Annotated in this window: 8 protein-coding genes and 1 pseudogene; 5 read left to right on the top strand and 4 right to left on the bottom strand. The window is 56.9% G+C overall.

The genetic code is table 11. The annotated features are described in order from the left end of the window. Positions 1–309: 309 nt before the first annotated feature. The 3 genes and pseudogenes from RX972_RS29510 to RX972_RS12330 form a co-directional block, all read right to left on the bottom strand. The gene (locus RX972_RS29510; protein ID WP_410478228.1) at positions 310–1,014 is read right to left on the bottom strand and encodes a methyl-accepting chemotaxis protein; all 705 of its coding nucleotides are present in this window, start codon (positions 1,012–1,014) and stop codon (positions 310–312) included. Positions 1,015–1,212: 198 nt separating this feature from the next. Beyond that, positions 1,213–2,097 (bottom strand): annotated as a pseudogene (locus RX972_RS29505) (methyl-accepting chemotaxis protein); the annotation flags it as partial. A 492-nt stretch (positions 2,098–2,589) separates the two neighbouring features. Beyond that, positions 2,590–3,015 carry a hypothetical protein gene (locus RX972_RS12330; protein WP_316875681.1) on the bottom strand — a complete coding sequence of 142 codons (426 nt, stop codon included), beginning with the start codon at positions 3,013–3,015 and terminating at the stop codon, positions 2,590–2,592. Positions 3,016–3,282: 267 nt separating this feature from the next. On the opposite strand from RX972_RS12330, the gene RX972_RS12325 reads away from it, so the two are divergent. Then, positions 3,283–5,913 (top strand): EAL domain-containing protein, encoded by a 2,631-nt coding sequence (locus RX972_RS12325; RefSeq protein ID WP_316875679.1) that lies wholly within the window; start codon positions 3,283–3,285, stop codon positions 5,911–5,913. A 166-nt stretch (positions 5,914–6,079) separates the two neighbouring features. Further along, positions 6,080–8,020 (top strand): putative bifunctional diguanylate cyclase/phosphodiesterase, encoded by a 1,941-nt coding sequence (locus tag RX972_RS12320; RefSeq protein ID WP_410478226.1) that lies wholly within the window; start codon positions 6,080–6,082, stop codon positions 8,018–8,020. A 110-nt stretch (positions 8,021–8,130) separates the two neighbouring features. Here RX972_RS12320 and RX972_RS12315 read toward each other — a convergent pair whose 3' ends face one another. Next, positions 8,131–9,078, bottom strand: a complete 948-nt coding sequence (locus RX972_RS12315; protein ID WP_099269025.1) for a LysR family transcriptional regulator — start codon at positions 9,076–9,078, stop codon at positions 8,131–8,133. A gap of 277 nt (positions 9,079–9,355) precedes the next feature. On the opposite strand from RX972_RS12315, the gene RX972_RS12310 reads away from it, so the two are divergent. From RX972_RS12310 to mmsB, 3 genes are all read left to right on the top strand, one after another. Next, on the top strand, positions 9,356–10,684 hold the full coding sequence (locus RX972_RS12310) for an MFS transporter (protein ID WP_099269026.1): 1,329 nt from the start codon (positions 9,356–9,358) through the stop codon (positions 10,682–10,684). Between the two features lie 36 nt (positions 10,685–10,720). Then, positions 10,721–12,247 carry a CoA-acylating methylmalonate-semialdehyde dehydrogenase gene (locus RX972_RS12305; RefSeq protein WP_231676889.1) on the top strand — a complete coding sequence of 509 codons (1,527 nt, stop codon included), beginning with the start codon at positions 10,721–10,723 and terminating at the stop codon, positions 12,245–12,247. Between the two features lie 135 nt (positions 12,248–12,382). Next, positions 12,383–13,270 carry a 3-hydroxyisobutyrate dehydrogenase gene (gene mmsB, locus RX972_RS12300; RefSeq protein ID WP_263268760.1) on the top strand — a complete coding sequence of 296 codons (888 nt, stop codon included), beginning with the start codon at positions 12,383–12,385 and terminating at the stop codon, positions 13,268–13,270. Positions 13,271–13,396 lie beyond the last annotated feature (126 nt).

The raw sequence follows: 13,396 nt of genomic DNA, 5'->3' as shown, positions 1-13,396 counted from the left end.
CAAAGCCCTTAATAATGCGCGTCTATCGGTAGGGAGTGGAGAGCCGGTACCTTGAGTCAAGCGGCGTCAAGCAAGTATCGATTGTCTACCTGCTTGGCGTGATGCCTGTTACCCGGCTGGCTGGTTTTGATCGGAAAGTCAGAAATTTCTGACAATTGATATCCAGTGGCTGTGTTGGCCTCTTCCCTGCTAAAGCCGGTCCCACGACCACTCTCAAATCTAAAGGGCGTATCGAAAGTATGAACTTCAGAAACGCTCAAGCCCGGCAAATAGCCGGGCTTGAGGTGTGTGGCGACTGCTTGCCGAGGGTCAGACCTTGAAGTGGCTGACCAGCATTTGCAGCTGATTGCCCAGGCGGGCAAGTTCAACGCTGGATGCGGCGGTTTCTTCGCTGGCCGAAGCGGTCTGCTCGGAAACATCTCGTACGTTGATGATGCTGCGGCTGATTTCCTCGGCCACTGCACTTTGCTCTTCAGCGGCTGCGGCGATCTGCTGGTTCATCGCCTGAATGTTGGAAACCGTCAGGGTGATGCTTTCCAGCGAGGTACCAGCCTTACGAGTCAGGGTTACGCTGCTTTCGGTCAGCTCACGGCTGCTGAGCATGATGCTTGAAACCTGACGGGTGCCGTTCTGCAAACCGGCGACCAGGGCTTCAATTTCCTCGGTGGACTTCTGAGTGCGCTGCGCCAGGCCGCGAACTTCATCAGCCACCACCGCAAAGCCACGTCCGGCTTCACCGGCACGTGCTGCTTCGATCGCAGCGTTGAGCGCCAGCAGGTTGGTTTGTTCGGCAACGGCCTTGATCACGTCCATGACCTTGCCGATTTTGTCACTTTCCTGTTCAAGCTGGGTCATCGCGTCGGAGGAGCGGCCCACTTCAGCTGCCAGACGCTCGATCTGCACAATGGCTTCGCCAACAACCTTGTCACCGTTACGAGCTTCTTTATCGGCGACCGATGCTGCTTGAGAGGCCTGTTCGGCGTTACGCGCCACTTCCTGCACCGTGGCCGACATTTCGTGCATCGCGGTGGCTACTTGATCGGTCTCGACCTTCTGGCTGTTCACACCGGCGCTGGTCTGTTCAGTAACGGCAGACAGCTCTTCAGCGGCGCTGGCAATTTGCACAACGCTGTCACGAATATTGCCGATCAGGTCGCGCAGCGTGGTGCCCATGCGCTGAATGCCTTGTTGCAGCTCGCCCAATTCATCGCGACGGGTCACCACCATGGTGTGCGACAGATCGCCAGAACCGATGCGCTCCACAACTTCCAGGGTGTCTCTCAGCGGACGAGTAATCTGACGGGTGATGATAATTGCTGCCAATACACCCAGCACCAGTGCAAGCAAGGTGCAGATCAGCTGCATATTGCGGGCGTCGGCGCTCTCGATGTCACGGCGGTCCAGCTGGATTTTGTACATGTCATCGCTGAGTTTGACGATGGTCGCGCCCTGGGTCGTCATGTTCTTGCGCAGCACAGCGAGGTTGCCAATGGTGGTCTTGAAGGCCATCAATGAATTGCGGTACTCACCCAGTTCGGCTTCCAGCTGTTTAAGGCGGTCAGCTTGTACGCCGCTGAATGTTGACTGTGTAGCCTGCAGGCCTTTGATTGCGTTCTCGATCTCGCTCAATGCTTTCTGTTCGTTCTCCGGAGTGGTGCTGCCGGTGTAACCACGCGTCGCGTAACGCGCCAGCATCAGGTCCTGTTTGACCTTGCTGATGGCTTGATACTGCTCGAAGCGGCGCTCGTCTTCTGCGCCGAGGCTCAGTACGTCTGCGTAAAGCTGATCAATCAGCGCGGTGCCTTTGTCTGCATGGCCGCCCATTGAATCGCGCGCGCTGTTGCTGGCCTTGTAGCCAGAGCGCATGTCAGCGAGGCCTTTTTCATATTCGGCGATTACGGTGCTCAATTGCTTCAATAGCGCAATGTTTTCCGGGCTCTTGAAGCTTTTCAGCAGTTTTTCCTGCTGTGCCTTGAAGCCGTCCAAAGCGACCTGAACGCTCTGAGCCACGGCGTCGTCGCCGTCGGCAACCATGTATTGCAGGCGCGCGACCCGCAATTTGGTCAATTGGGCATTGAGTTCGGTGATGTCACTCATCCAGTTACTACGGTCGATGAGTTTGCTCAGGCTGTTCCAGCCAGTCAGAGCAAGAATGGCAGTAAAAACAAGCACCAGCCCAAAACCAAGGGCGAGCTTCATGTTGACGCTGATGTTGGCAAACCAGCTGTTCATTGTGTTTCTCCACGAATTTTTTGCTTTGAAGATCAATCACAGCCGGAGCATTATTTTTTTAAGGCAGCGAGGGCATCTGTACAACACCCTATCGGCACTGACTTTCGAACCTTAATGGCCGACTGTCAAAAAGCAGGACAAAGTTTCAAGCAGTTGTTTGATCAGGCTTTTTAGTGTGCCGGTTTGTGATCAGACGTCATACTTGTCGAGGAGAATGGCTAATGATAATTGGATCCAATTATCGTGTTTAATAACGGGGTGATTATAACTTTGTATATATGTGCTGAGTGAAACAACTTTATTACGGACAAAATTAAGCCCGGCACTAAGCCGGGCTGTAGAAAAGCAGATCAGAAATCAGCTTAGGCGATTTGCACCTACGCGATCAGCACCGTCAGCAGCTACACGATTTGCACCGACATGGTCAGCACCGTCAGCGGCTACACGGTTTGCACCGACATGGTCAGCACCATCAGCGGCTACACGGTTTGCACCTACGCGGTCAGCACCATCAGCGGCTACACGATTTGCACCGACATGGTCAGCACCATCAGCAGCGACGCGATTTGCACCGACATGGTCAGCACCATCAGCAGCTACACGGTTTGCACCTACGCGGTCAGCACCGTCAGCAGCTACACGGTTTGCACCGACATGATCCGAACCGCCTTCAGCAACTATCGGGGCGTTCAACTGGTTTTGTACATTTATGGCTGGAAGGGCGAAAGCACTTGCAGCCAGCAGGGAGAAGGTAAAGCCAAAAATCACGTTTGAAGTTTTCATGGTAGTTGCTCCAGATCGGTTAGTTGTTAACTCGGTATGGAGGCAATGCTACGCCGCTGGTATTTATTAAGAAGTCAATGCGATTACTACCCATCATCGTCCAAATTGATAGTTGAAAATGTCTCTAAAGGATCTGTCATTCTGGTCGATGACGATATGCACTCATACGGATACATTGCCCTTGAGCTATCAGCCACTGTCCTGCGCGAGCGCGGATAGTGCATCGGGTATTAATGTTCTTTGAATTACCCAACCGGATGGCAGCATGTGAGTAAAGCCCAGGCACCAGCGAGCCGTGACAAGGGCTCGTATAGCACCTTCTTTTTACCTCTCGGGGTGCTGCTCATCGGCGCATTTCTATCCTATGGCCTGGGGGCACTGGATAATGCACGTCACCGTGATAACGATCGGGCAGGCCTGGCCCTTCAACTCAGCAGTCTCGGCACGCAACTGGCGGAGCGTGTGCGATTTGCGTTCAGCGGCACCGAAGGCATTGCTCAACTGATCAGTATTGACGGGAGTATCTCGCCTCAGCATTTCAGGCGTATGGCACACAGCGCTATTGACGCTGTGCCTTACATTCGCAACATCGTCATCGCGCCCGATGAAGTGATTCTGGATACGTACCCCCTGGCAGGCAATGAAGGCATCATCGGCCTGGACTATCGAAGCCTGCTCAACCAGTACCCACTGATAGAAAAAGCCCGCGTGACCGGGGCCGCGTTGCTGGCCGGGCCCTTGACGCTGTATCAGGGGGGCAGGGAATTGATCTATCGCCGTCCTGTTTTCCTCTCTGCACATCGGGAGCATGAGGCTTACTGGGGCGTTATTTCCGTAGTCACCAGTACTGACGCCTTGCTGAAGGCAGCCGGACTTGAAGAGGAGGAAGGGCTGCAAATCGCGTTGCGCGGCCACGATGGCCTCGGTGCTGCAGGTCAGTTGATTTATGGTGATCCAGCTTTGTTCGACAGCGATCCGATCATGGTCGACGTCAGTATCCCCGGTGGCCGCTGGCAGTTGGCGGCCCAGCCCAAAAACGGTTGGGTAGAACGTTCAATCCTTGATTCCTCGCTTTTCCTCCTGGCAATTTCGACGTCCATACTCTTGAGCCTCTTCATTCTGCAGGCCAGTCTGAATCACCGACTTATTCAGCGGCGAAACGCCGAGCTGTGTAAAGAGATTACCGAGCGGGAAGTTGTGACCTCTTCGCTGATACAAAGTGAAGATCGCTTCCGCATGTTGTTCGAGCGTTCACCGGACCCCATCTGGATCAGGGGCCAGGATGGGCGGATCAATCTGGGTAACACTGCCGCAATGAAGGCCTTGGGGTTCGAGGGTGACTCGTTCCCCAGTGTCACCGTGGCCGACATCTCTCCACAGTTCCAGCCTGACGGGCAGTCCTCGGTAGTCAAAGCCGCAGCGCTTCGAGTCGAAGTAGAACGTGAGGGCTCGCTGCGTTTCGAGTGGGATCACAAACGTGTGGATGGCAGCGTGTTTCCAACCGAGGTGACGCTGTGCACCATGCAACTGGCGCAAGAGCTGGTGACTTACGCGATCGTGCGAGACGTTACGGTTCGTAGAGAAGCCGAACGCGGGCTTGAGCGGCTGGCTCACTTCGACTCGGTGACCGGCTTGCCTAACCGTGTGTTGTTTCACACGCAACTGATCCAGGGCATCGAGCAGGCCAAACGTCAGAACAACTGCATGGCCGTGCTGATGCTGGATCTGGATGGCTTCAAGATGGTCAACGACAGCCTGGGCCACCCGATGGGCGATCTGTTGTTGCAGCAGGCCACCCACCGCTTCGTCGACGCAGCAAGGTTTGGGGATGTTGTCGCTCGACTGGGTGGCGACGAGTTCGGCTTTATCCTTGACGGGCTTGAGTGCGAGGCGGACGTGGTACCGGTGGTGGGCAGGATCCTGCAGTCGCTGCACAAGCCATTCGATCTGGACGGGACCGCCGCGTTAGTGACTGCCAGTATCGGCGTCACGATGTATCCGGAAAACGGCACCACGGCCCAGGCGCTTCTGACCCAGGCCGATACGGCAATGTACGCCGCCAAAGAGGCCGGTCGTGACGATTTCTGTTTCTACCAGCCGCATATGACCACCCTGATTCAGGCGCGGGTGGCGCTGGAGGCAGCGATACGTCAGGCGCTTGAGCGCAATGAATTTGAAGTCTGGTACCAGCCCAAGCGCGATCTGAGAACTGGCAAGGTCGAAGGCGCAGAGGCATTGATTCGCTGGCGCAGCCCGACGCTGGGTCTGGTGTCGCCTGCCGATTTCATCCCGCTGGCTGAGCGCACAGGGTTGATCGTCTCGATCGGCCAATGGGTGCTCGACCAGGTGTGCAGGCAGTCGAGGCTCTGGCTCGACTCCGGGCAGTACAACCAGCACGTGGCAATCAACGTGGCCGTCATGCAAATAGAACGCAGCGATTTTGTCGAGGACGTACGGCTGGCCCTGGCGCGCTATGACTTGCCCGCCTGGGCGCTGGAGGTAGAGGTCACCGAAAGCCTGATCATGAATCGTCAGGAGCTGGCGCACACGGTGCTGAGTCAACTGCGCAACATGGGCCTGAGCGTAGCCATTGATGATTTTGGTACCGGTTATTCCTCTCTGGCTTACCTGAAAGATTTGCCCATCGACAACCTGAAAATAGACCGCACGTTCATTTCCGGTCTGCCTCATGACAAAGCCTACGTCGCCATCACTCAGGCCGTCATAGAGCTGGGGCATGCGCTGGGCTACACCGTCACCGCCGAAGGTATCGAAACCGTCGAGCAACTGGCGTTCCTGAGCGAGGCAGGGTGTGACACCGGGCAAGGCTATCTGATTAGCCGACCGATGCCGCTGGAAGAGTTTGAAGCCTGGTTGGCTGAGTCTGTGCTGATTTGAAAATCATGGTCTACAGTCAAAATGCCACCATTCATCGGAAGACGTGCACAAACCGCTCGCGCTGCCGACACGAATAGATAAGTGCACGGTCTATCGATGTACTTGACCAAAACTGGAAGGGATATCTGGTCGGTTATAACTGGTTGAACTTTCAGAGTCACGCCTGATGAATAAATCCTTGTTCGCCAATTTGCGAGCGCTCATGTCTGTGCCTCAAGACAACCCTGGATTGGTCAAAGCCCAATACATCGCGTTGTCCCGGCAACTGCCGATGATGTACTTCATCCTGCTGGTCAATACGCTGGTGCTAGCGGGTACTCATTACTCAGCTGCCCCGGCCTGGCTGGCGGTTTATTGCCCGCTGGTCATGACGGTATTCGGTGTTATCCGCGCCGTGGAGTGGTGGCGTACGCGCACACGCATTGCCAGTCCGGCACAGATGCTGACCGCCCTGAAACGCACAAATCGCCTGGCGCCACTCGTTGCTGCGGGCTTTACAGCCTGGTCGCTGGCGCTGTTTCCTTATGGCGACAGCTACGGTCAGGCTCATGTCGCCTTCTTCATGGCGATTACGGTCATCGCCTGCATCTTCTGCATGATGCATTTGCTTCCTGCGGCGCTGGCAACCACGGTCGTGGTCAATACGGCGTTCGTGGTGTTCTTCGCCTCGACCAACAACATCACATTTATTGCGACCGCGATTGATGTCGTGCTGGTTTCCATCGCGATGCTCGTGATCCTCAAGGCCCAGTACGGCGACTTCAAGCGACTGGTCAACATGCAGGCCAGCACTGAAAGGCTCAGTAACGAGAACCGCCGCCTTGCCAATATGGACAGCCTGACCGGCCTGGCCAATCGTCGACAGTTTTTTTCTTTGCTCGACATCTTGCTTGAAGACGCTCGGGTACAGGATGCGCGCCTGGCGGTCGGCTTGATCGACCTGGACGGCTTCAAACCGGTCAATGATCTCTACGGCCACAGCATTGGCGACAAGCTGCTGTATCAAGTGGGCCAACGTTTGACGGGCTTATTGAACGATGGCGTACATCTGGCTCGACTGGGCGGAGACGAATTTGCGTTGATCATGACCGATGCCAAAAGCGACGAGCAGTTGCGCGCTTTCGGTGAGCTGATCTGTGCACGGATGCGTGAGCCTTTTCTGCTGGTGGATATTCCGATCCAGATCAGCGCTTCGATGGGCATCGCGACCTTTCCCGACCTGGCCGTCAGCGAAACCGAAGTTTACGAATACGCTGACTACGCGCTTTACCAAAGCAAGCGCAACCGACCGGGCACGGTGTGCATGTTCTCCGGTGTACATCGTCAGCAACTGAGTCAGCAGGGTTTGACCGAACAAGCGCTGCGCAGGGCGAACCTGAATGAAGAGTTTCACGTGGTGTTCCAGCCCATCGTCGATATTCATAGCCAGCGAACCGTCGCGTTCGAGGCACTGGCTCGTTGGCGGAGTCCTGAGTTGGGGAATGTGCCGCCCAGTGAGTTCATTCCCATCGCCGAACGTATCGGCATGGTTAACCGCTTGACCGTGCCACTGTTGAGCAAGGCGCTGGAGGCGGCATCGTCCTGGCCTGCCGGTATTCGCCTTTCGTTCAACCTTTCCGCCCATGATTGCGGGTCGGAAGAGGCTGCTCAGGTTATTGTCCAGGCCATCAAAGACAGCGCGTTCGATCCGTCGTGTCTGGATCTGGAAATTACTGAAACCGCGGTGATTCAGGACCTTGCCCAGACCCAGCGGGCCATCGGGTTGTTCCGCAGTCTAGGCTGTGGTATTTCCCTGGATGACTTCGGCACCGGGTACTCAAGCCTGAGCCAGATTCATGCGCTGTCACTGACCAAGCTCAAAGTTGACCGTACGTTTGTGACCGACATCCACCTCAACCCTGCGAGCTTCAAAATCGTCAAATCCTTGGTTGCGTTGTGCCAGGACATGCAGCTTGAATGCATCGTCGAAGGGGTTGAAACGACAGCAGAACTGGGCGCACTGAGGAGCCTTGGCTGCATGTCCGCACAGGGCTACCTGTTTTCGCGACCGATACCGCTGGAGGAGATTGGAGGGTGGTTCGAGCATGAGCAGGTTTCTGCGGCCTAGTTCCTGATTCAAAAGCCTCTGTAGGAGCTGCCGAAGGCTGCGATGGCGGCGTGTCAGGAGTAAATGCTTCGCAGCCTTCGGCAGCTCCTACGGGTATTCGGTGGACATGACTATTCTGCAAACATCACTTCCCGCGACCGCCCCAGCAGCAACCCCTGATTCAACTCCGTCACTTCCCGAATGTAATCCCACAGCACTGTAATCCGCTTGAGCTTGCGCAGATCCTCCCTGCAGTACATCCAGAAGTGCCGGGTGATGTTCACTTCCTCTGCCAGTACCGGTATCAACCGCGAATCCTGGGCAGCAAGAAAACACGGCAAAATCGCCACCGCACGGCCTTGCAGCGCAGCGAGGTATTGGGCGATGACGCTGGTACTGCGTAACTGAGCCTGAGCGCCGGGGAGCAGGTTGCTGAGGTAAAGCAGCTCCGAGCTGAAGGCCAGATCGTCTACGTAACTGATGAAAGTATGCTCGGCCAGATCCGCCGTGCTGTTGAGCGGTGTGTGGCTGTCCAGGTATTCCTGAGTCGCGTACAGGCGCAGGTTGTAATCGCACAATTTGCAGCAAACATAAGGCCCATGCTCCGGTCGCTCCAGGGCAATGACGATATCGGCTTCGCGTTTGGACAGGCTGATGAAGTGCGGCAGCGGCAGGATATCCACCGAGATGTCGGGGTAGTCATCCAGGAAATGGCTAAGCTGCGGCGTAATGAAAAAACTGCCGAAGCCCTCGGTACAGCCGATGCGGATGTGCCCGGACAATGCCAGGCCTGAGCCCGAAACCTGCTCGCAGGCCAAATGCAACGTACTTTCAATGGATTCCGCGTAGCCCAGCAATCGCTGGCCCTCGGCGGTCAGTACGAAACCGTTACCGCGAGACTTTTCGAACAGCAGCGTCCCCAGCGAATTCTCCAGCGACGTGATTCGCCGCGACACCGTTGTGTAATCCACTGCGAGGCGTTTGGCAGCACTGCTTGCTTTGCGGGTACGGGCCACCTCAAGGAAAAACTTCAGGTCATCCCAGTTCAGACTGCTCAGGGAGGTGATGTTTTTTTGCATGTTGGTCCTGCTTTTATGTGCGTTCTTGTTAGAAGTTTGCACATCTATACTCCGATGCAGCCGGTAAACACAGAGCCTGTTGGAATGAATCTGTAGGAGCTGCCGAAGGCTGCGATGGCGGTGTGTCAGGCTTTACGTCTCGCAGCCTTCGGCAGCTCCTACAGGGAATGGATTTCGGAACACGAGGATTGAATTGCCTTAGAGCGTCACCCTGCAACCCCAGGCAACACCCCCACGACATAACACCCTGCACAACAATAAATAAGCGGAGGAGTTTATGAAGGACGCACTCACGGCGGACGCTGGCGCACTCGATGCCGGGCCCGCGAAAAAAGCCAGATCCTATCGCCTTGCCGGTGCCGCGAGCATGGCGGGCACGACCATCGAGTGGTACGACTTTTTCTTGTACGGCACGGCTGCCGCGCTGATCTTCAACAAAATCTTTTTCCCTGCACTGGACCCGATCAGCGGCGTTTTGGCGGCATTTGCCACCTACGCTGTGGGCTTTCTCGGGCGGCCACTAGGCGGGATCATATTCGGGCATTTCGGCGACCGCATCGGGCGCAAATCCATGCTGCTGATGACCCTGATGATGATGGGTATTCCGACGATCATCATCGGCCTGATCCCCACCTATGAACAGATCGGCTATTGGGCGGCGCTGATTCTGGTGGTCATGCGCTTTCTGCAAGGCATGGCGGTGGGAGGCGAGTGGGGCGGTGCGGTGTTGATGGCCGTCGAACATGCGCCTGAAGGCAAAAAAGGCTTCTACGGCAGTTTGCCGCAAACCGGTGTTGGTGCAGGCCTTGTATTGGCAACGCTGGCCATGGGCATGGTCGCCAAATTGCCCGAAGAAGACATGCTCAGCTGGGGCTGGCGGCTGCCGTTCATTGCCAGCATCGTGCTGCTGGGCGTGGGATGGCTGATCCGTCTGAAAGTGCCGGAGTCGCCGGACTTCGAAAAGCTCAAGAAAGACAAAATTGCAGTCAAGGTGCCGCTGCTCAAGGTGCTGCGTGAACACCCGCGGGAAACCCTGACGATCATCGGCGCACGGACTGCCGAGAACGCCTGGTTCTACATGTCAGTGACCTTCGCCCTGGCGTATGCCGCGAATCAATTGCAGATCCCTCGTGCCGACGTCCTCAACGCGATTACTGCGGGTGCAGCGCTGTCACTGATCACCATGCCGTTTTGCGGCTACCTCTCGGACAAGGTCGGCCAGCGCCGGTTGTACTTCGCCGGTTTATTGCTGCTGTGCGCGTTTGCCTATCCGTTCTTCGCGATGCTCGGCACCCGCGAACCGCTGTTGGTCTGGTGGGCGATGGTGCTGGCGGTGGGTGTGGTGTTCCCGATTCTTTATGCCCCTGAATCATTGCTGTTCGCCCGACAGTTCCCGGCAGAAATTCGCTACAGCGGCATTTCGGTATCGGTGCAACTGGCGGGTGTATTGGGCGGCGGATTCGCACCGATGATCGCCACCAAGCTACTGGCCTATGCCGATGGCAGCCCGCATTACGTGATTGTTTATCTGGTGGGTATGGGCGTTGTGGCGTTGTTCTGCACCGCGCTAATGAAGCGCGATCCGCCTCGACACAGGGTGTCCTGAGCGAGTCCTGAATAACTGTTTGATTAGGAGATTTTCATGAACGCTTCCCCGAACAACAAGAACAACACCGTGGATCGAGTCAAGCTGCTGATCAATGGCGAATGGGTTGAATCGCAAAGCACCGAATGGCACGACATCATCAACCCGGCAACCCAGCACGTGCTGGCTCAAGTGCCGTTTGCCACGACCGGTGAAGTGGATGCCGCAGTGGCCGCCGCGCAGAAGGCTTTTCAGAGCTGGCGTCATACGCCGATTGGTGCGCGGATGCGCATCATGCTCAAGTTGCAGGCGTTGATTCGTGAACACTCGTCGCGCATTGCGGCAGTGCTCAGCGCCGAACAGGGCAAGACCATCGCCGATGCGGAGGGCGATATCTTTCGCGGCCTGGAAGTGGTTGAACACGCCTGCTCCATCGGTAGCCTGCAAATGGGCGAGTTCTCCGAGAACGTCGCAGGCGGTGTTGACACCTACACCTTGCGCCAGCCCTTGGGCGTCTGCGCGGGCATCACACCGTTCAATTTCCCGGCAATGATCCCGTTGTGGATGTTCCCGATGGCCATCGCCTGCGGTAACACCTTCGTGCTCAAGCCCTCCGAGCAGGACCCGATGTCGACCATGTTGCTGGTCGAGCTCGCTGTAGATGCGGGTGTTCCGCCGGGTGTGCTTAACGTGGTGCATGGCGGTAAAGAGGTGGTTGATGCCATTTGCACTCACAAGGACATCAAAGCTGTTTCCTTTGTGGGTTCTACCGCCGTCGGCACCCATGTCTACAACCTGGCCGGTCAACACGGCAAGCGCGTGCAGTCGATGATGGGGGCCAAGAATCACGCAGTGGTGCTGCCTGACGCCAATCGTCAACAAACGCTGAATGCCCTGGTCGGTGCCGGGTTCGGTGCTGCCGGTCAACGCTGTATGGCCACTTCGGTGGTGGTATTGGTCGGCGCGGCGAAGCAATGGCTGCCGGACCTCAAAGCCCTGGCGCAGCAACTCAAGGTTAACGCCGGTAGCGAGGCGGGCACCGATGTTGGGCCGGTGATTTCCAGGCGCGCCAAACAGCGGATTCTGGACCTGATCGAAAGTGGCGTGCGCGAAGGGGCGAAGCTCGAACTGGACGGCCGCGACATTAAGGTGCCGGGTTTTGAGGACGGTAACTTTGTCGGGCCGACGCTGTTCTCTGGTGTCACTACTGAGATGCAGATCTACACCCAGGAAATCTTCGGTCCGGTGCTGGTGGTGCTGGAGGTCGACACGCTGGATCAGGCCATCGCGCTGGTCAACGCTAACCCCTTTGGCAATGGCACCGGCCTGTTCACCCAGAGCGGCGCGGCGGCGCGCAAGTTTCAGAGTGAGATCGACGTTGGGCAGGTGGGGATCAACATCCCGATTCCGGTGCCCGTGCCGTTCTTCAGTTTCACCGGTTCACGCGGTTCCAAACTCGGCGACCTCGGCCCGTACGGCAAACAGGTGGTGCAGTTCTACACTCAGACCAAGACTGTCACCAGTCGCTGGTTTGACGATGACAGTGTGAATGACGGGGTGAATACCACCATAAACCTGAAGTAGAAGGACAACTCTGTGGGAGCTGAGCTTGCTCGCGATAAGGGCACCGCAATTCCCTTTTAAACCGCGTCGCCCTTATCGCGGGCAAGCACCGCTCCCACATGAGATCCGGGTGATTTCGGAATCAGGAGAACAACAATGAAAATCGCATTCATCGGCCTGGGTAACATGGGCGCGCCCATGGCCCGTAATCTGCTCAAGGCCGGGCATCATCTGCATCTGTTCGACCTTAACACCACCATCCTCAATGAGCTGGCTGCATTGGGCGGGCGCATCAGCGAATCGCCGAAACATGCCGCTCAGGGCGCTGAGCTGGTCATTACCATGCTGCCCGCCGCGGCCCATGTGCGCAGCGTGTACCTGAACGAAGACGGCGTGCTCGCAGGCATCGGTCCCGGTGTACCGGCTGTGGACTGCAGCACCATTGATCCGCAGACCATTCGCGACGTTGCGGCTATCGCGGCGAAGCAGGGCGTCAGCCTCGGTGATGCGCCGGTATCGGGCGGTACCGGAGGCGCGCAGGCGGGCACATTGACCTTCATGGTCGGAGCCAGCCACGAGCATTTCGAAACGCTCAAGCCGGTGCTGACACAGATGGGCAAGAACATCGTCCACTGCGGTGACATCGGCACCGGGCAGATCGCCAAAATCTGCAACAACATGCTGCTGGGCATCACCATGATCGGCGTTGCTGAAGCCATGGCATTGGGCGATTCGCTGGGCATCGACACCGAAGTGTTGGCGAAAATCATCAACACCTCGACAGGTCGCTGCTGGAGTTCAGAGATGTACAACCCATGGCCAGGCATCGTCGACACCGCGCCTGCTTCCCGAGGTTATACCGGCGGTTTTGGTGCGGAGCTGATGCTCAAGGATCTGGGCCTGGCAACCGAAGCGGCACGCGTCGCCCATCAACCGGTAATCCTTGGCGCAGTGGCGCAGCAGCTTTATCAGGCGATGAGCCTGCGCGGCGAGGGCGGCAAGGACTTCTCGGCGATTGTTGAGGGGTATCGCAAGAAAATCTGAAGCTGATGCCAGACTTGTGTAGGAGATTCTATGTCTGGCTACAATATCTTGTGGGAGTCGCCCCGGTGTCCCTGACACCACGCTGTCGCGCAGCAAACACGGACCCTGTAGGAGCGCGCTTGCCCG

Source organism: Pseudomonas syringae group sp. J309-1, assembly GCF_032582135.1.
Classification (GTDB): domain Bacteria; phylum Pseudomonadota; class Gammaproteobacteria; order Pseudomonadales; family Pseudomonadaceae; genus Aquipseudomonas; species Aquipseudomonas quasicaspiana.
Note: the sequence above shows the minus strand (reverse complement) of the source record. Positions and strands in the feature narration are given on the sequence as shown.

Excerpts from the sequence above, each read along its gene's own strand:
- RX972_RS29510 (WP_410478228.1), bottom strand. The coding sequence starts at position 1,014 with ATGTCGGCCACGGTGCAGGAAGTGGCGCGTAACGCCGAACAGGCCTCT.
- RX972_RS12330 (WP_316875681.1), bottom strand. The coding sequence starts at position 3,015 with ATGAAAACTTCAAACGTGATTTTTGGCTTTACCTTCTCCCTGCTGGCT.
- RX972_RS12320 (WP_410478226.1), top strand. The coding sequence starts at position 6,080 with ATGAATAAATCCTTGTTCGCCAATTTGCGAGCGCTCATGTCTGTGCCT.
- RX972_RS12315 (WP_099269025.1), bottom strand. The coding sequence starts at position 9,078 with ATGCAAAAAAACATCACCTCCCTGAGCAGTCTGAACTGGGATGACCTG.
- RX972_RS12310 (WP_099269026.1), top strand. The coding sequence starts at position 9,356 with ATGAAGGACGCACTCACGGCGGACGCTGGCGCACTCGATGCCGGGCCC.
- RX972_RS12305 (WP_231676889.1), top strand. The coding sequence starts at position 10,721 with ATGAACGCTTCCCCGAACAACAAGAACAACACCGTGGATCGAGTCAAG.
- mmsB (WP_263268760.1), top strand. The coding sequence starts at position 12,383 with ATGAAAATCGCATTCATCGGCCTGGGTAACATGGGCGCGCCCATGGCC.